21 protein-coding genes are annotated in these 19,378 nt (G+C 69.1%); all 21 read left to right on the top strand.

The genetic code is table 11. The features are described 5' to 3' along the window. The first annotated feature begins 1,270 nt into the window (after positions 1 to 1,270). The 21 genes from rpsL (at position 1,271) to rplE (ending at position 19,378) form a co-directional block, all read left to right on the top strand. A complete protein-coding gene (gene rpsL / locus C3V41_RS06790; RefSeq protein ID WP_106109633.1) occupies positions 1,271 to 1,645 on the top strand; it encodes a 30S ribosomal protein S12 in 375 nt (124 codons plus the stop codon). Continuing rightward, positions 1,645 to 2,115 (top strand): 30S ribosomal protein S7, encoded by a 471-nt coding sequence (rpsG, locus tag C3V41_RS06785; RefSeq protein ID WP_106109632.1) that lies wholly within the window; start codon positions 1,645 to 1,647, stop codon positions 2,113 to 2,115. The genes rpsL and rpsG overlap by 1 nt, the downstream gene beginning before the upstream one ends. 86 nt (positions 2,116 to 2,201) lie before the next feature. Continuing rightward, positions 2,202 to 4,337, top strand: coding sequence for an elongation factor G (fusA, locus tag C3V41_RS06780; protein WP_106109631.1), 2,136 nt, complete (start codon positions 2,202 to 2,204; stop codon positions 4,335 to 4,337). Between the two features lie 279 nt (positions 4,338 to 4,616). After that, positions 4,617 to 5,807 (top strand): elongation factor Tu, encoded by a 1,191-nt coding sequence (gene tuf, locus C3V41_RS06775; protein ID WP_106109630.1) that lies wholly within the window; start codon positions 4,617 to 4,619, stop codon positions 5,805 to 5,807. Positions 5,808 to 6,406: 599 nt separating this feature from the next. Further along, positions 6,407 to 9,400: a CshA/CshB family fibrillar adhesin-related protein gene (locus tag C3V41_RS06770; protein ID WP_106109629.1), complete on the top strand. Its 2,994-nt coding sequence runs from the start codon at positions 6,407 to 6,409 to the stop codon at positions 9,398 to 9,400. A gap of 69 nt (positions 9,401 to 9,469) precedes the next feature. Beyond that, complete coding sequence (locus C3V41_RS06765; RefSeq protein ID WP_106109628.1) at positions 9,470 to 11,080, top strand: SpaH/EbpB family LPXTG-anchored major pilin; 1,611 nt, start codon at positions 9,470 to 9,472, stop codon at positions 11,078 to 11,080. 99 nt (positions 11,081 to 11,179) lie between these two features. Further along, on the top strand, positions 11,180 to 12,130 hold the full coding sequence (locus C3V41_RS06760; RefSeq protein WP_106109627.1) for a class C sortase: 951 nt from the start codon (positions 11,180 to 11,182) through the stop codon (positions 12,128 to 12,130). A 316-nt stretch (positions 12,131 to 12,446) separates the two neighbouring features. Continuing rightward, positions 12,447 to 12,755 carry a 30S ribosomal protein S10 gene (rpsJ, locus tag C3V41_RS06755; protein WP_005987219.1) on the top strand — a complete coding sequence of 103 codons (309 nt, stop codon included), beginning with the start codon at positions 12,447 to 12,449 and terminating at the stop codon, positions 12,753 to 12,755. A gap of 8 nt (positions 12,756 to 12,763) precedes the next feature. Further along, entirely contained in the window at positions 12,764 to 13,432 is a 669-nt protein-coding gene (rplC, locus tag C3V41_RS06750; protein ID WP_106109626.1) for a 50S ribosomal protein L3, read from the top strand. A gap of 4 nt (positions 13,433 to 13,436) precedes the next feature. Beyond that, on the top strand, positions 13,437 to 14,096 hold the full coding sequence (gene rplD / locus C3V41_RS06745) for a 50S ribosomal protein L4 (protein ID WP_106109625.1): 660 nt from the start codon (positions 13,437 to 13,439) through the stop codon (positions 14,094 to 14,096). Continuing rightward, a complete protein-coding gene (rplW, locus tag C3V41_RS06740) occupies positions 14,093 to 14,398 on the top strand; it encodes a 50S ribosomal protein L23 (protein ID WP_106109624.1) in 306 nt (101 codons plus the stop codon). The genes rplD and rplW overlap by 4 nt, the downstream gene beginning before the upstream one ends. A 20-nt stretch (positions 14,399 to 14,418) precedes the next feature. Beyond that, a complete protein-coding gene (gene rplB / locus C3V41_RS06735; protein ID WP_106109623.1) occupies positions 14,419 to 15,255 on the top strand; it encodes a 50S ribosomal protein L2 in 837 nt (278 codons plus the stop codon). Positions 15,256 to 15,267: 12 nt separating this feature from the next. Then, a complete protein-coding gene (gene rpsS, locus C3V41_RS06730; protein ID WP_006548387.1) occupies positions 15,268 to 15,546 on the top strand; it encodes a 30S ribosomal protein S19 in 279 nt (92 codons plus the stop codon). A 31-nt stretch (positions 15,547 to 15,577) separates the two neighbouring features. Next, positions 15,578 to 15,955: a 50S ribosomal protein L22 gene (gene rplV / locus C3V41_RS06725; protein ID WP_106109622.1), complete on the top strand. Its 378-nt coding sequence runs from the start codon at positions 15,578 to 15,580 to the stop codon at positions 15,953 to 15,955. Beyond that, a complete protein-coding gene (gene rpsC / locus C3V41_RS06720) occupies positions 15,955 to 16,761 on the top strand; it encodes a 30S ribosomal protein S3 (RefSeq protein WP_106109621.1) in 807 nt (268 codons plus the stop codon). Before rplV ends, rpsC begins: the two co-directional genes overlap by 1 nt. Before the next feature lie 3 nt (positions 16,762 to 16,764). Then, positions 16,765 to 17,184, top strand: a complete 420-nt coding sequence (gene rplP, locus C3V41_RS06715; protein WP_106109620.1) for a 50S ribosomal protein L16 — start codon at positions 16,765 to 16,767, stop codon at positions 17,182 to 17,184. Beyond that, positions 17,184 to 17,429: a 50S ribosomal protein L29 gene (rpmC, locus tag C3V41_RS06710; protein WP_003781894.1), complete on the top strand. Its 246-nt coding sequence runs from the start codon at positions 17,184 to 17,186 to the stop codon at positions 17,427 to 17,429. The genes rplP and rpmC overlap by 1 nt, the downstream gene beginning before the upstream one ends. After that, on the top strand, positions 17,426 to 17,713 hold the full coding sequence (gene rpsQ, locus C3V41_RS06705; protein WP_106109619.1) for a 30S ribosomal protein S17: 288 nt from the start codon (positions 17,426 to 17,428) through the stop codon (positions 17,711 to 17,713). Before rpmC ends, rpsQ begins: the two co-directional genes overlap by 4 nt. 323 nt (positions 17,714 to 18,036) lie before the next feature. Continuing rightward, positions 18,037 to 18,405, top strand: a complete 369-nt coding sequence (rplN, locus tag C3V41_RS06700) for a 50S ribosomal protein L14 (RefSeq protein WP_006548393.1) — start codon at positions 18,037 to 18,039, stop codon at positions 18,403 to 18,405. Between the two features lie 2 nt (positions 18,406 to 18,407). Beyond that, positions 18,408 to 18,818, top strand: a complete 411-nt coding sequence (rplX, locus tag C3V41_RS06695; RefSeq protein WP_106109618.1) for a 50S ribosomal protein L24 — start codon at positions 18,408 to 18,410, stop codon at positions 18,816 to 18,818. A 2-nt stretch (positions 18,819 to 18,820) separates the two neighbouring features. Further along, complete coding sequence (gene rplE / locus C3V41_RS06690) at positions 18,821 to 19,378, top strand: 50S ribosomal protein L5 (RefSeq protein ID WP_106109617.1); 558 nt, start codon at positions 18,821 to 18,823, stop codon at positions 19,376 to 19,378.

Genomic DNA, 19,378 nt, shown 5'->3' with positions numbered 1-19,378 from the left:
GTGCAGGGCGTGAGTTGGTGTGATGGTCCGCACAATGGGCGTTGCCAGGCCTGACTCAGGAGGTGTACGGGACCCACGCCGTGTGGGTGACTGCCGGGGCCGCGGCCAGGTGCGGTAGGAGACAGCGGCGCCTGCAACCGCCCTTGTCGGCCCGGTGCCAGGTACGACCGGGTGCGTAGGGCCTGGCAGGCGTGGTGCGAACGGAGCAGAACCTGATTGTGGGCTTGTTCTGGTCGTGTCGCGTGTCTGGGTGTGGTGGCTGGCGGCCCGGTGGCAGGCCAGCTGGCGGCCATAAGCAGGCCGTCAGCCGACCCGGCTGGCGGAGTTGCACATTCTTTTTACAAACCACGATCAGTAAACGGCGGGATCATGCGGATCTGCTTGGTGGCCTGGGCCTGGGAACCAGGATGAATGTGCAACGGCGCCCGCGTTGCACATTCATCCTGCTCACCTCCGCCTCCCGGGGCGGGAAAACGTTGGAATGACGCCACCATCCCGACCAGCACCCCGGGATGAATGTGCAACACCGCCACCCAGGCCCCCGATGAACACACCACTGGCAGCCACCACGGCCTCCCCGGCCACCTCCGGCCCTGGCCCCGGCCCCCGCACCACCAGCAGACACCCCCACGTAGCGGCACGGGGACCAGCCGATGAGGGGCCGACTCCCACGCAGCTGGCGGACACCCCGACAGGGAGGCTGAACCTGACGGCCTGACTCCCGCAACCAGGTCCTTGCCCTGTCCACGTTATAAGTACCGTTCTCACGGCCAACAAGTACCGTTCTCGCGGGTTGGGTGCGGCCCCGGGCGGGTGGCCAGTGCGCCCCGGGTCCGCCCGGGTGCAGGGCGGCTCGTGGGACCGTCAGGGGTGCGGCACATGGTGAGTAGGTCCGCCCGGGTGCAGGGCGGCTGGCGCGCCTCCAGCAGCGAGGACCACTGAAACCGTTCCAGTGGTGAGGACCACTGAAACCGTGGCCGCCCTGGGATGGCGGGCGACGGCGTCGAGCACGTACCCTGGCCTGCGGTGCCCGAGCGCGGGCCGCCACTTCTCCGTTCCCAGCGAGGCCGGGCCTCACGCGACCCCCTCGTGATGCGGGTCTGCCGCAGCGGGAACCGACGGGCCCCATCCGCGGGGCTCCGGACGTCATCAGTCGCGCCCCCGGCCGACGCAGGCGGGCCGGCCCTCACCGCGGTGCCGTGCGCCCCGGGGGTGGGGTCAGCGTGAGAGCAGCGACAGTTCTCGATGCACGTCAAGATGGAGAGTCTCAGTGCCAACCATTCAGCAGCTGGTCCGCAAGGGCCGCTCGACGAAGCGCACGTCGTCCAAGACGCCCGCGCTCAAGGGCAGCCCGCAGCGACGCGGCGTGTGCACCCGCGTGTACACCACCACCCCCAAGAAGCCCAACTCCGCCCTGCGTAAGGTCGCCCGTGTCCGCCTGTCCAGCGGCATCGAGGTCACCGCCTACATCCCCGGTGAGGGCCACAACCTCCAGGAGCACTCCATCGTGCTCGTGCGTGGTGGCCGTGTGAAGGACCTTCCCGGTGTCCGCTACCACATCGTGCGCGGCGCCCTGGACACCCAGGGTGTCAAGGGCCGCCAGCAGGCCCGCTCGAAGTACGGCGCCAAGAAGGAGAAGAAGTAATGCCTCGTAAGGGTCCCGCACCCAGGCGCCCGCTCGCCGTCGACCCTGTCTACGGCTCCCCGGTCGTCACCCAGCTCGTCAACCGCGTCCTGCTGGACGGCAAGAAGTCCACCGCCGAGCGCATTGTCTACGGCGCCCTGGAGGGGGTGCGCGCCAAGACGGACCAGGACCCGGTCTCCGTGCTCAAGCGTGCCCTGGACAATATCCGCCCCGCCCTGGAGGTCCGCTCCCGCCGCGTGGGCGGGGCCACCTACCAGGTGCCCGTCGAGGTCCGCCCCGGCCGCGCCACCACCCTGGCCCTGCGCTGGCTGGTGGACTTCTCCCGCAAGCGCCGCGAGAACACCATGACCGAGCGCCTCATGAACGAGATCCTCGACGCCTCCAACGGCCTGGGTGCCGCGGTCAAGCGCCGTGAGGACATGCACCGCATGGCCGAGTCCAACAAGGCCTTCGCCCACTACCGCTGGTAATCCCCCGGTAGGCACGTCGGTCGGGGACCGTCCCCGCGGGACCCGGCCGACACCTCTGCTCACACTCCGAAAGAAGGACACCTCTAGTGGCACTCGACGTGCTGACCGACCTCACCAAGGTCCGCAATATCGGCATTATGGCCCACATCGATGCCGGCAAGACCACCGTCACCGAGCGCATCCTGTTCTACACCGGCATCAACTACAAGATCGGTGAGACCCACGACGGCGCCTCCACGATGGACTGGATGGAGCAGGAGGCCGAGCGTGGGATCACCATCACCTCCGCCGCCACCACCTGCTTCTGGAACGACAACCAGATCAACATTATCGACACCCCCGGCCACGTGGACTTCACGGTGGAGGTCGAGCGGAGCCTGCGCGTGCTCGACGGCGCCGTCGCGGTCTTCGACGGCAAGGAGGGTGTGGAGCCCCAGTCCGAGACCGTGTGGCGCCAGGCCGACAAGTACAACGTCCCGCGCATCTGCTTCATTAACAAGATGGACAAGCTGGGCGCTAACTTCGAGTTCTCCGTCCAGACGATCCGTGACCGGCTCCACGCCACCCCGATCGTCCTGAACTTCCCCATCGGCTCCGAGAGCGAGTTCTCCGGCGTCGTGGACCTGCTGGAGATGCGTGCCGTGCGCTTCCCCGAGAAGGACGCCGACGGCAAGGACACCCGCGGCTCGGTGGTGGAGTACGAGGAGATCCCCGCCGACCTGGTGGCCAAGGCCGAGGAGCTGCGCGCCCAGCTGGTCGAGACGGTCGCCGAGGCCGACGACGAGCTCACCGAGAAGTACCTGGAGGGCGAGGAGCTGACCGTCGCCGAGCTCAAGGCCGGCATCCGCATGCTGACCATCGCCGGCAAGGCCTTCCCGGTCCTGGCCGGCTCCGCCTTCAAGAACAAGGGCGTCCAGCCCATGCTCGACGCCGTCCTGGACTACCTGCCCAGCCCGCTGGACGTGCCGGCCACCGAGGGCCACAAGCCCGGTCACGAGGACGAGGTCCTGGTGCGCCGTCCCAGCGAGGACGAGCCCTTCTCCGCCCTGGCCTTCAAGATCGCGGCCCACCCCTTCTACGGCAAGCTCACCTACGTGCGCATCTACTCGGGCAAGGTCTCCCAGGGCGAGATGGTCCTCAACGCCACCAAGGGCAAGAAGGAGCGCATCGGCAAGCTCTTCCAGATGCACTCCAACAAGGAGAACCCGGTGGACGTGGCCCACGCCGGGCACATCTACGCCTTCATCGGCCTCAAGGACGTCACCACCGGTGACACCCTGTGCGCCCAGGGCGCCCCGATCGTCCTGGAGTCCATGACCTTCCCCGACCCGGTCATCCACGTCGCCATCGAGCCCAAGACCAAGGGCGACCAGGAGAAGCTGGGCACGGCCATCCAGAAGCTCTCCGAGGAGGACCCGACCTTCACCGTCGAGCTCGACAGCGAGACCGGCCAGACCGTCATCGGCGGGATGGGCGAGCTCCACCTGGACATCCTCGTGGACCGTATGCGCCGTGAGTTCAAGGTCGAGGCCAACGTGGGCAACCCGATGGTCGCCTACCGCGAGACCATCCGCAAGAAGGTCGACAAGGTCGAGTACACCCACAAGAAGCAGACCGGTGGGTCCGGCCAGTTCGCCAAGGTGCTCATGTCCTTCGAGCCCCTGGTCGCCGAGGATGCCGCCGAGGGCGAGGAGAAGGAGCACTACGAGTTCGTCAACGCCGTCACCGGCGGCCGCGTGCCCCGCGAGTACATCCCCAGCGTCGACGCCGGCGTGCGGGACGCCATGCTCACCGGCGTCCTGGCGGGCTACCCCGTGGTGGACGTCAAGGCCACCCTCGTCGACGGCGGCTACCACGAGGTCGACTCCTCCGAGATGGCCTTCAAGATCGCCGGGTCCATGGCCTTCAAGGAGGGTGCCAGGAGGGCCTCCCCGGTGCTCCTGGAGCCCGTCATGGCCGTGGAGGTGCGTACCCCCGAGGAGTACATGGGTGACGTCATCGGCGACCTCAACGCCCGCCGTGGCATGATCCAGTCCATGGAGGACGCCGTGGGCGTCAAGGTCGTCAAGGCCGCCGTCCCGCTGAGCGAGATGTTCGGCTACGTCGGTGACCTGCGCTCCAAGACCCAGGGCCGCGCCGTGTACTCCATGAGCTTCGACTCCTACGCCGAGGTGCCCAGGAACGTGGCCGAGGAGATCATCGCCAAGGCCAAGGGCCTCTGAGGCGCCCGGCCGCGGGCGGTCCGGCCTGGCCCACAGCGGGCCCCGCATCCGGCCCGCCCGCGCCTCCGGGGCGGTGCCCGGGCACCTCGCCCCTCACGCGACGGCTGGCCACCAGTACGGCTCCGGCCGTCGCACCACCCCACTGGGTTAGGCCAGTGGGTGCCATGTCCAGTAAGATTCCCGACAATCCATTAGTGTGTGCTCCGCGCGGAGACCAGCGATAGCATAGGCTGGTCGAGACCCGACGAAGAGCACTACCCGAGTCCCAGGAGGACACCAGTGGCCAAGGCCAAGTTCGAGCGGACCAAGCCGCACGTCAACATCGGAACGATCGGTCACGTCGACCACGGCAAGACGACGCTGACCGCCGCGATCTCCAAGGTCCTGCACGACGAGTACCCGGACCTCAACCCCTTCACTCCCTTCGACGAGATCGACAAGGCTCCCGAGGAGCGCCAGCGCGGCATCACCATCAACATCGCGCACGTCGAGTACCAGACGGCCAAGCGCCACTACGCGCACGTGGACGCCCCCGGTCACGCCGACTACATCAAGAACATGATCACCGGCGCGGCCCAGATGGACGGTGCCATCCTCGTGGTGGCCGCCACCGACGGCCCCATGGCCCAGACCCGCGAGCACGTGCTGCTCGCCCGCCAGGTCGGCGTGCCCGCCCTGCTGGTGGCCCTCAACAAGGCCGACGCCGTGGACGACGAGGAGCTCCTCGACCTGGTCGAGATGGAGGTCCGTGAGCTGCTCTCCAGCCAGGACTACGACGGCGACAACGCCCCTGTGATCCGTGTCTCCGCTCTCAAGGCCCTGGAGGGCGACGCCGAGTGGGCCGGCAAGATCAAGGAGCTCATGGACGCGGTCGACGAGTACATCCCGACCCCGGTCCGTGACATGGACAAGCCCTTCCTCATGCCCATTGAGGACGTCTTCACCATTACCGGTCGCGGCACCGTCGTCACCGGCCGTGTGGAGCGCGGCAAGCTCCCGATCAACTCCGAGGTCGAGATCCTGGGTATCCGTGAGCCCCAGAAGACCACGGTCACCGGTATCGAGATGTTCCACAAGTCCATGGACGAGGCGTGGGCCGGCGAGAACTGCGGTCTGCTCCTGCGCGGCACCAAGCGTGAGGACGTCGAGCGCGGGCAGGTCGTCTGCAAGCCCGGCTCCATCACCCCGCACACCCAGTTCGAGGGCCACGTCTACATCCTGACCAAGGACGAGGGCGGCCGCCACAACCCCTTCTACTCCAACTACCGTCCGCAGTTCTACTTCCGGACCACCGACGTCACCGGCGTCATCACCCTGCCCGAGGGCACCGAGATGGTCATGCCCGGCGACACCACCGAGATGACCGTCGAGCTCATCCAGCCCATCGCCATGGAGGAGGGCCTCGGCTTCGCCATCCGTGAGGGTGGCCGCACCGTTGGCTCCGGCCGCGTCACCAAGGTCCTCAAGTGAGGTCCTGACCGGCGGGTCTCTCCGCCTACCTGACTGAGCAGCGGCTCAGCCCGAGGGTCTGCCCCGGATCGTACCCACGATCCGGGGCAGACCTTTTTTCTCACCTTCGCGGGGCCGGGGGCGGGCCGTCATGGGCCCCTGGCCTGCGCGCCGGTGGGCGGGGCCAGCGGCTGCGGGGCAGGCCTGACGGCTGGCGGCCTGCTGGCTGTGGACGGTTACTGGGCGGGCCTGGCGGCTGCGGGGCGGGGCGGCGTGGGGGAGTGGCGGCTTGCCACTAGCCTGGCCGCCCCAGCCCGGCCCGGCGCCGCCCCAGCCCGGCAGCCGCCCCAGTGCCGACCCGTTGTATGACGCTATTCTCATTCACGCCTTTATCGTTACTGGCGTGCAACTGGGTCGTTACGGCCCGGTGCCCGTTGTAATCACGTCGAGACAATTCACCTCCCTCCTGGTTGCAATTCCGTAAAGAAACCGCTTCTGGCTTGCGCCGGGGCGGGGGGCCCTGGTTAGGGTGGTATCCGGTATCGCGACCGCCTGGCATCCCGTGCCTTAGGCGGACTCGCCACGTATTCTTTCTTCCCCTATTTTCTTACCGGAGTCCCATGATGCTCTCTGTTCCGCGCTTCTCCTCCGTACGGAGGGCTGGCGCAGGCGTCTGTGCTCTTCTGGCTGCCGTCCTCCTCACCCTGGCAGGTGCCGGGGCGCCCTCCCTCCCGCCCGCAGCCGCACTGCCCGCCAGCCTCTCCGACGACGCCCTGCCCGCCGTGTTCGCAACCGGCGGCACGAGCCACTACCGGGACACGATCCAGTGGCTCCAGTGGGCCAGCTACGACAAGGACTTCAAGGGGCGGGACCGGCCCAACGTCCCGGTCCTCGACTACGGCCAGAGCAAGGTCTTCGTCAACTACCGCGACATGGGCGACGCGGGCTACCTCTTTACCACCTGCACGCTCTCCGACCTCCAGCACCTGGGGCACGCCTCCAACTTCCCCGCCGACCTGGCCAAGGGGCCCCTGGTGGCCACCCGCCCGGGGACCTGGGCGGGCGACGTCCTGGACAACCTGTACAACATCGGCGGCGCCGCCGACTGGTCCGACGGCAGCAAGGTGTGGCACACGGGCCTGAGGTACCCCGCCGACTACCGCAACAACAACCAGATGGTGATCGGCCTGGCCAACGGCTACGCCTACAACGGTGACAAGACCTGGGACGGCAAGGACAAGAACGACGCGAACGCGGACCGCACCCCCACCGGCGGGTACTCGCGCATTAGCTTCGACATGTCCTGCTCGGCCAAGATCGTCGCCTCTGACGGCACCGAGACCCCGGTGGCGCTCCACGGGCTCGTCCTCGCCGACGCCGAGGCCTCCAACCCGGCGCCCAAGGGCGTGACGGACCCCTACGCGGGGGAGTGGATCCAGGCGACGGTCCCCGCCGACCAGGACGTCACCTGGCGCCTCCTGGACGGCATGCGCTCGGAGCACTGCAAGGACACCCGGGCGGGTAAGAGCACCCAGGTGACCACCGTGGGCACGCTGTCCGACAACGACCGGACGCTGCGCCTGGACAACACCGGCAGCGAGTGCGTCTACCAGGACGGCGGCAGCTACTCGCGGCCCAACGGCCTGGGCGGCCCCGCGGTGTCCGTCTTCATGCAGGGTGCCACCAAGGCGACCATTACCATGCAGGGCTCCGGCTACTCCGCCGTCGCACTGGGCCTGGTCATCGCCACCGACTACGGTGACGCCCCCGCCAGCTACGGCAGCGCCTCCGCCCTCATCCAGCCCACCTGGGAGGGCGGGCAGATCACCCACTCCAACAGCGCGGACCTGTTCGACTCCAGCGCCATTGAGCGCACCCGTATGAGCGTCTCCGGGCCGCGCCTGGGCTCCCTGCTGGACTCCGAGGGCTACCAGTTCTACTCCACGGGCGCCGACGGTGACGACGTCAACGGCCCGACCGACCCCGTGGTCAGTGACGAGGACGGCGTGAGCCCGCCCCCGGACGGCTACAGCACCGCCCCCGGGGCCGTGGTCGAGCAGGCGGTGACCTGCCAGAGCCAGGGCGTCGTCGCCGGGTGGGTGGACTGGAACCACAACCAGGTCTTCGACGACGCCGAGAAGAGCGACGAGCAGCCCTGCTCCGCGGGCGGCGCCACCCTGCACTGGACCGTGCCCGACGACGTCGTGCGCTCCGTGGACGGGGAGACCGGCAGCCAGCCGGACACCTACCTGCGGGTGCGCATTAGCGACGACGGCCAGCCCCTGCGCCCCCAGGGCGTCACCATGAGCGGGGAGGTCGAGGACTACAAGGTCGCCGTGCGGGTGCCCACCATCGAGCTGGTCAAGACCGTGGAGGCCCACTACGCCACCGCCGAGGTCCCCGCCTTGGACGCCAGCCAGTGGTCGCTCCAGGCCAGCGACGGCTCCACCGCCCCGCCCGGCCTCGTGCGTGGGTCCGGCGCCGCCCCGGTCACGGTGGTCCGCCCCGGCGGCTACACCCTGTCGGAGTCCTCCGCCTCACCCGAGGCCGACGGCTACCAGGCCGGGGCGTGGGAGTGCGCGCAGACCCCCGGCACTCTCGACGCCCCCGGCGTCCCCTACAGCTCCACCGTGAGCGGCACCACCCTGACCGTGGCCAACCAGGACCGGGTGACCTGCCGCGTCGTCAACACGAGCAAGCCAGCCACGCTCACCTGGCACAAGGTGGACCAGGACGGGACGACGCCGCTGGGCGGTACAAGCTGGACCCTGACCGGCCCGGGCGTGCCCGGTGGGACCGTCGTGGCGGACTGCACCGGCGCCCCCTGCGCCACCGGGACCTTCGCGGACACCGACCCGGCCCCGGGCGCCTTCAGGCTCACCGGCCTGAGCTGGGGGCTGTACACCGTCACCGAGTCCGCGGCCCCCGCCGGCTACCAGGTCCTGACGCAGACCCTGTGCCTCGACCTGGCCGCCCCCGGCACCGGTCCCAAGGGCGTGGACTGGTCCGCCCACCCCGGGTGCCGGGCCCCGGGCGCGGGTACGCGGACGTCGCTGGAGGTGGGCCTCCAGGACACCTATGGCGACGACGGCAGCCCCACGGACGTGGTGCGTGACGGGAACGTGAGGAACACCCGTCTGCCCGGCTCGGTGACCTGGGGGAAGGCGGACGAGGGCGGCGCGCCCCTGACGGGCTCGGCGTGGACCCTCACCGGCCCGTCCGGCACCGGACTGCAGGCCGTGGTCGAGGACTGCGTGGCCGACTCCGCCGACCGGTGCCCGGCCTCCGCCCAGGGCACCTACCGGGACAGCGACCCGCGTGCGGGCTTCCTGAAGGTGACCGACCTGCCCTGGGGCGACGGCGACTACACGCTGGTGGAGGCCCGGCCCCCCGCCGGGTACAGCCTCGATGCCACCGTGCACACCTTCGCCATCCGGGCCGACGCGCTGGACTACTCCTTTGACACGCCCTTTACCAACACCAAGTCGGGGGTCCCCTCTATCCCCCTGACCGGAGGGCGCGGAGCCTACCTGTTCCTCGCGGCGGGAGGGGTCCTCCTCTGCGTGGCCCTGGCCGCCGGCCTTATCAGGAGGTACCGCTCTCACACACACTGACCACCAGTAGCACCGGCAATGAATTACCACCACGTTCCGCGTTCGACGCGCATACGAAAGGACTGCTTTATGACACGGACCCACTCCAGGCGCAACAGTCTCCTGGGCGCCGCCATGGCGATCAGCCTGGGCCTGATCGGCCTGGGCTCCGTGGCCCAGGCCACCGAGCCCAGCTTCGGCAATATCGACCCCGCCGCCAAGGGCTCCCTGACCGTGCACAAGCACGAGACCGGCTCCCAGACCCCGGAGGGCACGCCTGACGGCAAGACCAACGTCACCGGCACCCCCGTGCCCGACGTCACCTTCACCGCCTACCGGGTCACCAACCTGGACCTGACCGCCCAGGCCTCCTGGAACGGCCTGGACACCCTGACGGTCCCCGAGGACGCCTGCGGCGCTGACTGGGCCAGCCCCCAGCTGACCCTGCCCGGTGGCCTGGCCGCCACCTTCGACACAGGGACGGCCGGGATGACCGGTGCCGACGGCTCCACCACCCTGGCCGACCTGCCCGTAGCCGCCTACCTGGTGTGCGAGACGACCTCTCCCGCCAGCGTCATCCGCAAGGCGGCCCCCTTCCTGGTGACGGTCCCCTTCCCCAACACCGCCGCCGAGGCCGCTAACGGCGACGGGACCTGGCTCTACGACGTCAACGTCTACCCCAAGAACACCGTGGTCCAGGCCCCGACCAAGGACTTCGGCCTCAACAAGGCGGGTATCAGGACCGGGGACCAGGTCGACTTCCCGGTGAGCGTCAAGGTGCCCAGCCTGGCCAGCACGCCCCAGGAGCAGTACTTCTCCTACTTCGTCGTCTCCGACCCGCTGGACAGCGCGCTCAAGGACGGCAAGGTCAAGTCCGTGACGATCACCGCGGGCGGCACCACCCAGGACGTGCCCGCCAGCCAGTACACGACGACCGAGGGGCAGAACCCGACGGTGTCCTTCACCGCCGAGGGCCTGACCGCGCTCAAGGGCCAGCCCAACGCCACCGTCACGGTGACCTTCACCGCCACCGTGGACCAGGTCCCGGCCACGGGCCAGATCCCCAACACCGGCTACTTCAACGTGGACACCCGCACCGTGCCCGGTGAGCCCGACCAGCCCGACGACGGCAAGAAGGTCCCCACCAACGAGGTCGTCACCGGCTGGGGTGACCTCAAGGTCCTCAAGGCCGACGCGGACAAGGCCGACACCGGCCTTACGGGCGCCAAGTTCAAGGTCTACGCCTCCTCCGACCCCTTTGCCGCCACCTGCGACGCCTCCACCAAGACCGGTGACCCCATTGCCGTCAACGACGTCACCGAGTTCGAGTCCGACGCCTCGGGCGTGGTGAACATCGAGGGCCTGTTCGTGGACTCCAAGGTCGGCCAGAAGTACAACGTGGGCGACCCCAAGCCGACCACGTCCCTGGACCACAGCGCACGCTGCTACGTCCTGGAGGAGGTCCAGGCCCCCGCCGGCTTCGTCCTGCCCACCGGCGACCAGGCCCTGACCGCCGTCAAGGTCAACGCCGGCCAGACCGCGGGCACCGACATCACCGTCAACAACACCAAGCAGGGGGTCCCGGGGCTGCCGCTGACCGGTGCCGCCGGCAAGGTCCTCATGATGCTCGGTGGTAGCGCCCTGGTGCTCCTGGGCGCGGGCACGGCCCTGGTGGTCCGCTCCCGCCGTCGGCACGGCTGAGCGGGCGACGGCCCGACGCCGACCACGTCCGCCGGTGGCGGGGAGGTCAGCCTCCCCGCCACCGGCGTGTCCCCACCCCGTAGAAGCAGGAGAGAACCGATGCCGCACACCAGGCGCCACCGCGCCGAGCCCGCCCGGCGCTGGCGGCTCTCGGCCCTGTCCGCGCTCCCCGCCGTCCTGGCCCTGGCGGGGATGCTCGTCTTCTCCTACCCCGCCGTGGCGGCCTGGGTCTCCCAGTACAACCAGTCCCGGATCGTCTCGGACTACCACGCCCAGGTGGACCAGGCCCAGCCCGAGGCCGCGGCCCAGCTCGCCGCCGCCCACGCCTACAACGACGCCCTGTCCGTGGGCGCCGTGCTGGAGGCCAACACCAACGTCCCCACCGGCTCGGGCACCGGGGACCAGGCCCTGGACTACGAGAGCATCCTGAGCGTCAACCCCGCCGGGCTCATGGCCCGCCTGCGCATCCCCAGCATCGACCTCGACCTGCCCGTCTACCACGGCACCTCCGACTCGGTGCTCCTGGCCGGGCTCGGGCACCTCCAGGGCACCAGCCTGCCGGTGGGCGGGGCGGGCACGCGCTCGGTCATCACCGGCCACCGGGGCCTGGCCGAGGCCACCATGTTCACCGACCTCGACCGGGTCCGTACCGGGGACACCCTGACCCTGGAGGTCTTCGGCGAGGTCCTGACCTACCGGGTCACCGAGAGCCGGGTCGTGGAGCCCGACGAGACCGAGGCGCTGCGCGCCGAGCCCGGGCGCGACCTGGTCACCCTGGTGACCTGCACCCCTCTGGGCATTAACACCCACCGCATCCTGGTCACCGCCGAGCGCGTGACGCCCACCCCCGTCGCGGACCTGGAGGCCGCCGGAGGGGTCTCCCAGCTCCCCCGCTTCCCGTGGTGGGCCGTGTGGCTGGGGGGCGGCACCCTCTTAGTCGGCCTGTACCTCTGGCGGGCCGGCTACCCTCCCTCCCGGGGCCGGACGGGCCGCCGCGCCGGGGCCCACCGCGCCGGGGCCCACCGCAGGGCGCCCGCCCCCGGCTCCTGAGCGGCCGGGAGGCGCGACACGCCCGAGCGCGGGGGCTGGTGGGAGGACTCACACCCACTGGGGTTTTGGGTGCGTGGAGGGGCTGGTACCTTAGTGCAGGTCGGCCTGAACCGGGGCGCACCAGGTGTCACGGGGCCAGGGTCGGCCACCTCCTGGGGTCGTCCCAGGAACCAGTCTGATGGACCCACTGCCGTGGGCTTCCATGTGCCAGGACCGGTCCCGATTCTTCTTCACAGTGGAGTTCTCGACGCTGTCGCGCGGCGACACGCCCGAGTGCGTGGACCAGTCAAAGCAAGTACGAGAGAGGTTTGGCGCCATGGCGGGACAGAAGATCCGCATCCGGCTCAAGTCCTACGACCACGAGGTCATTGACTCTTCGGCGCGCAAGATCGTCGACGTCGTGACCCGCGCTGGTGCGACGGTCGTGGGCCCGGTGCCGCTGCCGACCGAGAAGAACGTGTTCTGCGTCATCCGGTCGCCGCACAAGTACAAGGACAGCCGTGAGCACTTCGAGATGCGCACACACAAGCGGCTGATCGACATTATCGACCCGACGCCCAAGGCCGTCGACTCGCTCATGCGTCTCGACCTCCCGGCGGACGTCAACATCGAGATCAAGCTCTGAGGACTGCCATGACTACGCTTAACCAGCCGGCTGCCGGCGCGCCCGTCAGGGCGCTGCTCGGCACCAAGCTCGGCATGACGCAGATCTGGGACGAGGACGGCGTCCTGCGCCCCGTCACCGTGGTGCGCGTGGACACCAACGTCGTCACCCAGATCCGGACCGTTGAGAACGACGGCTACGAGGCCGTCCAGCTGGCCTTCGGGCAGATCGACGAGCGCAAGGTGACCAAGCCCATGGCCGGCCACTTCGCCAAGGCCGGGGTGGCCCCCCGTCGCCACGTCGCCGAGATCCGCACCCCCCTGACCGGTGGGCTCGTCCTCGGCCAGGAGCTGGACGCCGGGATCTTCGAGGTCGGCCAGATGGTCGACGTCACCGGTACCTCCAAGGGCAAGGGGTTCGCCGGCGTCATGAAGCGTCACGGCTTCAAGGGCGTCTCGGCCTCCCACGGTGCGCACCGTAACCACCGTAAGCCCGGGTCGGTCGGCGCCTGCGCCACCCCCGGCCGCATTTTCAAGGGACTGCGTATGGCTGGCCGCATGGGCCACGCCACCACGACGGTCCAGAACCTCAAGGTCCGCGGCGTCGACGCCGACAAGGGCGTTCTCCTCGTGAACGGCGCCGTCCCGGGCCCCAAGGGCGCGGTCGTCGTCGTCCGTACCGCGGTGAAGGGAGCCTGACACCATGACCGAGACCACCACCTCGGCGCTGACGATCGACGTCGTGGACCCCACGGGCGCCAAGACCGGCACGGTCGAGCTGCCCGCCGAGATCTTCGACGTCGAGCCCAACATCCCCCTCATGCACCAGGTCGTCGTGGCCCAGCTGGCCGCGGCCCGCCAGGGCACCCACGCCACCAAGACCCGCGGCATGGTCCGCGGCGGCGGCCGCAAGCCCTACCGCCAGAAGGGCACCGGCCGCGCCCGCCAGGGCTCCACCCGCGCCCCCCAGTTCGTGGGCGGCGGCACGGTCCACGGTCCCCAGCCGCGCGACTACTCCCAGCGGACCCCCAAGAAGATGAAGGCCGCCGCGCTGCGCTGCGCCCTGTCCGACCGCGCCCGCAACGCCCGCGTCCACGTCATTACCGAGTTCGTCACCTCCCAGGTGCCCTCCACCAAGTCCGCGCTGGCCGCGCTGCGCCACCTCACGAGCCGCAAGAGGGCCCTGGTCGTGGTCTCCCACGAGGACGACCTGACCCGGCTCAGCCTGCGCAACGTCCCCGAGGTGCACCTGCTCAGCGCCAACCAGCTCAACACCTACGACGTCCTGAAGTCCGACGACGTCGTCTTCACCGCCAGCGCCCTGGAGGACTTCCTGGGCAGGGGCAAGGAGGAGTCCAAGTGAGCCTTGAGAAGTCCAAGAACCCCCGCGACGTCATTATCGCCCCGGTGGTCTCCGAGAAGTCCTACGCCTGCATGGACCGCGGCCAGTACACGTTCATCGTGGCTCCGGGCTCCAACAAGACCGAGATCAAGCAGGCCGTCGAGGCCATCTTCGGGGTCAAGGTCGCCTCGGTGAACACCCAGAACCGCAAGGGCAAGACGCGCCGCACCCGCACGGGCATCGGGAAGTCCAAGGACACCAAGCGCGCGATCGTCACGCTGCGCGAGGGGACCATCGACATCTTCGGCAACGTGGCCCAGTGACCGGAAGGTAGGACACTGACATGGGAATCCGTAAGTACAAGCCCACGACACCGGGCCGACGCGGCGCCTCCGTAGCCGACTTCGTGGAGATCACGCGCTCCAAGCCGGAGAAGTCTCTGGTCCGCCCCCTGCACAAGACCGGTGGGCGCAACTCCTCGGGCCGCATCACCACCCGTCACAAGGGCGGCGGCCACAAGCGCGCCTATCGTCTCATCGACTTCCGTCGCGCGGACAAGGACGGCGTGCCCGCGCGGGTCGCCCACATTGAGTACGACCCCAACCGTACCGCCCGCATCGCCCTCCTGCACTACGCGGACGGCGAGAAGCGCTACATTATCGCCCCCAACAACCTTGCCCAGGGTGACATCGTCGAGGCCGGTCCCAGCGCCGACATCAAGCCTGGCAACAACCTGCCCCTGCGCAACATCCCCACCGGCACCGTGGTCCACGCCGTGGAGCTGCGTCCCGGGGGCGGGGCCAAGATCGCCCGGAGCGCCGGCACCTCCGTCCAGCTGGTCGCCAAGGAGGGCAAGTACGCACAGCTGCGCATGCCCTCCGGGGAGATCCGCAACGTGGAGGCCGCCTGCCGCGCCACCGTCGGTGAGGTCGGCAACGCCGAGCAGTCCAACATCAACTGGGGCAAGGCCGGCCGCATGCGGTGGAAGGGCGTGCGCCCGACCGTCCGCGGCGTGGTCATGAACCCGGTGGACCACCCCCACGGCGGTGGTGAGGGCAAGACCTCCGGCGGCCGCCACCCCGTGTCCCCGTGGGGCAAGCCCGAGGGCCGTACCCGTCGTCCCAACAAGTCCAGCGACCGCCTCATCGTGCGTCGTCGTCGGACCGGCAAGAAGCGCTGATAGGAGCCTGATATGCCGCGCAGCCTGAAGAAGGGTCCCTTCGTCGACGACCACCTCATGAAGAAGGTGGACGCCCAGAACGAGAAGGGCACCAAGAACGTCATCAAGACCTGGTCCCGCCGTTCGGTCATCACCCCGGACTTCCTCGGACACACCTTCGCCGTCCACGACGGCCGCAAGCACGTCCCGGTCTTCGTCACCGAGTCCATGGTGGGCCACAAGCTCGGCGAGTTCGCTCCGACCCGCACCTTCCGCGGGCACGTCAAGGACGACCGCAAGTCGCGCCGCTGACGAGCGCCGGAAGTAGAGAGGCTTAGGAACTATGGAAGCTAAGGCGCAGGCCAAGTACGTGCGCACCACGCCCATGAAGGCCCGCCGAATCGTGGACGTGGTCCGCGGCAAGCGCGCCCTGGAGGCCGTCAACGTGCTCCGGTTCGCCCCGCAGGCCGCTGCGGTGCCGGTGCGCAAGGTCATTGAGTCCGCCATCGCCAACGCCAGGTTCAAGGCGGAGCGGGACGGGGAGCAGTTCGACGAGCACGACCTGTTCATTGTCGAGGCGTACGCCGACGAGGGCCCCACCCTCAAGCGGTTCCGGCCCCGCGCCCAGGGGCGCGCCAGCCGGATCCTCAAGCGCACCAGCCACATTACGATCGTCGTCGGCGAGAAGGCCGACTCCGCCAAGAAGGAAGGAGCCCGGTAATGGGGCAGAAGGTCAACCCGACCGGGTTCCGCCTGGGCATTACGACGGACCACCGCTCGCGCTGGTTCGCCGACTCCACCAAGCCCGGCCAGCGCTACCGCGACTTCGTGGCCGAGGACGTCAAGATCCGCCGTCTCATGGGCGACGGCATGGAGCGCGCCGGCATCTCCAAGGTCGACATTGAGCGCACCCGCGACCGGGTGCGCGTGGACCTGCACACCGCCCGCCCCGGTATCGTCATCGGCCGGCGCGGCGCCGAGGCCGAGCGCCTGCGCGCCTCGCTGGAGAAGCTGACCGGCAAGCAGGTCCAGCTCAATATCCTCGAGGTGCGTAACCCCGACCTGGACGCCCAGCTGGTGGCCCAGGGCATTGCCGAGCAGCTCGCCAGCCGCGTGTCCTTCCGCCGGGCCATGCGCAAGGGCATGCAGTCGGCCATGCGCGCCGGCGCCAAGGGCATCCGGGTGCAGTGCTCGGGCCGTCTGGGCGGGGCCGAGATGAGCCGCAGCGAGTTCTACCGCGAGGGGCGCGTGCCGCTGCACACCCTGCGTGCGAACATCGACTTCGGCTTCTACGAGGCCAAGACCACCTTCGGGCGTCTCGGCGTCAAGGTGTGGATCTACAAGGGCGACCTCACCGAGCGTGAGTTCGCCCGCCAGCAGGCCGAGGCCGGTCAGCGTCGGGGCGGTCGGTCCGACCGTCGCGGCGGCCGTCGCGGTGAGCGTGGCGCGCGTCAGAGTACCGAGCAGCAGACCGAGCAGGCGCCGGTCGCCGAGAACGCTGCCGCTGAGCAGGGAACGGAGGCCTGAGCCGTGCTCATCCCCCGTCGGACCAAGTTCCGTAAGCAGCACCGCCCGCACCGCTCGGGCCTGTCCAAGGGCGGTAACAGCATCGCCTTCGGTGAGTACGGCATCCAGGCCCTGGAGCCCGCCTACGTCACCAACCGCCAGATCGAGGCGGCCCGTATCGCCATGACCCGCCACATTAAGCGCGGCGGCAAGGTGTGGATCAATATCTTCCCGGACCGTCCCCTGACCAAGAAGCCGGCTGAGACCCGTATGGGCTCCGGTAAGGGCGCCCCCGAGTGGTGGGTCGCCAACGTCAAGCCCGGGCGCATCCTGTTCGAGCTCGGCGGTGTCGACGAGGCCCTCGCCCGTGAGGCCATGCGCCGCGCGCAGCACAAGCTTCCCATGAAGACCCGTTTCGTGACTCGTGAGGGTGGTGACGTCTGATGGCTATCGGTTCCAAGGGGCTGACCCCCACCGACCTGGACGGCATGGACAACGAGCGCCTCGCTGAGGAGCTCTCCAAGGCCAAGGCCGAGCTGTTCAACCTGCGGTTCGCCTCGGCGACCGGCCAGCTCGAGGACCACGGACGGCTCAAGGCCGTGCGCCGCGACATTGCCCGCATCTACACCATCGTGCGCGAGCGTGAGCTCGGCATCCGCACCGCACCGAGCACGGAGGAGTCCAAGTGAGCGAGCAGACCCCCACCACGGCCCAGGCCACCGAGCGAAACCAGCGCAAGGTCCGCCGCGGCTACGTCGTCTCCGACAAGATGGACAAGACCGTCGTCGTCCTGGTCGAGGAGCGCTACAAGCACTCCCTGTACGGCAAGGTCCTGCGCCGCACCAAGAAGTACAAGGTGCACGACGAGAACAACACCGCCCACGTGGGCGACCTCGTCGAGATCATGGAGACCCGTCCACTCAGCGCCACCAAGCGCTGGCGCCTGACCCGGATCGTGGAGAAGGCCAAGTGACCTGACCGTCCACCAGCCGACGCCGCAGCCACTTCCGGTGGCTGCGGCGTCGTCGTGTCTTGCGTCGGTGAGCAAAGGCACAAGGGCGGACTTCGTCCTGAGGTTTTGCCGCGTCACGGCGTGCACTAGGCTTACGGAGTTGCGTGCGCCCCGGGTGCGCCCGCCAGAGACCTCGTGCCACGGGTGCCTGTGTCTGGCGAGGTACCGGGACTCCACTCGCCCCCTGGCGGGCAGAGAAGTGCGCATTACCTATCAGGAACGTTCGGCTAGGCTCTGCGACCCCCGGGACGCCGAGAACCGGCTCGACGACAGGAGAACACTCAATGATCCAGCAGGAGTCGCGACTGAAGGTCGCCGACAACACCGGTGCCAAGGAGATCCTGTGCATCCGTGTGCTCGGCGGCTCGGGTCGGCGCTATGCGGGTATCGGCGACACGATCGTCGCTACCGTGAAGGACGCCATCCCCGGTGGCAACGTCAAGAAGGGCGACGTCGTCAAGGCGGTCGTCGTGCGCACCCGCAAGGAGCGTCGGCGCCCGGACGGCTCGTACATCCGCTTTGACGAGAACGCCGCCGTCATCCTCAAGAACGACGGCGACCCGCGCGGCACGCGCATTTTCGGTCCCGTCGGCCGTGAGCTTCGTGAGAAGAAGTTCATGCGCATCGTCTCGCTCGCCCCAGAGGTGATCTGAACATGGCACGCATTAAGAAGGGCGACCTGGTCGAGGTCGTGCGCGGACGCACCTCGGACCCCAAGAAGCTGGCCGAGCGCAACGCCCGCCGCGCCGACGAGGGCCTCGACCCCCTCCAGCCCGGCGACAAGGGCAAGCGGGGCCGCGTCCTGCGCGTCTTCCCCGCCGAGGACAAGGTCCTCGTCGAGGGCGTCAACCTCAGGACCCGTCACGTCCGCCAGAACGCGCAGGGGCAGTCCGGCGGCATTGAGACCGTCGAGGTCCCCATCCCCCTGTGCAAGGTGGCCCTGGTCGACCCCAAGACCAAGAAGACCACCCGCGTGGGCTTCCGGGTCGAGCAGGGTGTGCGCTCCAACGGCCGCAAGCGTACCGTCCGGGTGCGCTACGCCAAGAAGTCCGGGGAGGACCTGTGACCATGACCGAGAAGATCACCCCCCGCCTGAAGACCAGGTACGTCCAGGAGGTGCGCCCCGCCCTGCTCAAGGAGTTCCAGCACGGCAACGTGATGGAGGTCGGGCGCATTGTCAAGGTCGTCGTCAACATGGGTGTGGGCGAGGCCGCCCACGACTCCAAGATGATCGAGGGCGCCGTGCGCGACCTGGCCGCCATCACGGGACAGAGGCCCCAGGTCACCCGGGCCCGCAAGTCCATCGCGCAGTTCAAGCTGCGTGAGGGCATGCCCATCGGGGCCCACGCCACCCTGCGCGGGGACCGCATGTGGGAGTTCCTCGACCGCCTCATCTCCATCGCCCTGCCCCGTATCCGCGACTTCCGGGGCTTGAGCCCCAGGCAGTTCGACGGCAACGGCAACTACACCTTCGGTCTGACGGAGCAGGCGGTGTTCCACGAGATCGACCAGGACAAGATCGACCGCGTACGCGGTATGGACATTACCGTGGTGACCACGGCCAAGACCGACGAGGAGGCCCGCTCGCTGCTCAAGCAGCTCGGCTTCCCCTTCAAGGAGAAGTGA

The sequence above is a fragment of the Actinomyces sp. oral taxon 897 genome (genome assembly GCF_002999235.1).
GTDB lineage: Bacteria > Actinomycetota > Actinomycetes > Actinomycetales > Actinomycetaceae > Actinomyces.
Note: the sequence above shows the minus strand (reverse complement) of the source record. Positions and strands in the feature narration are given on the sequence as shown.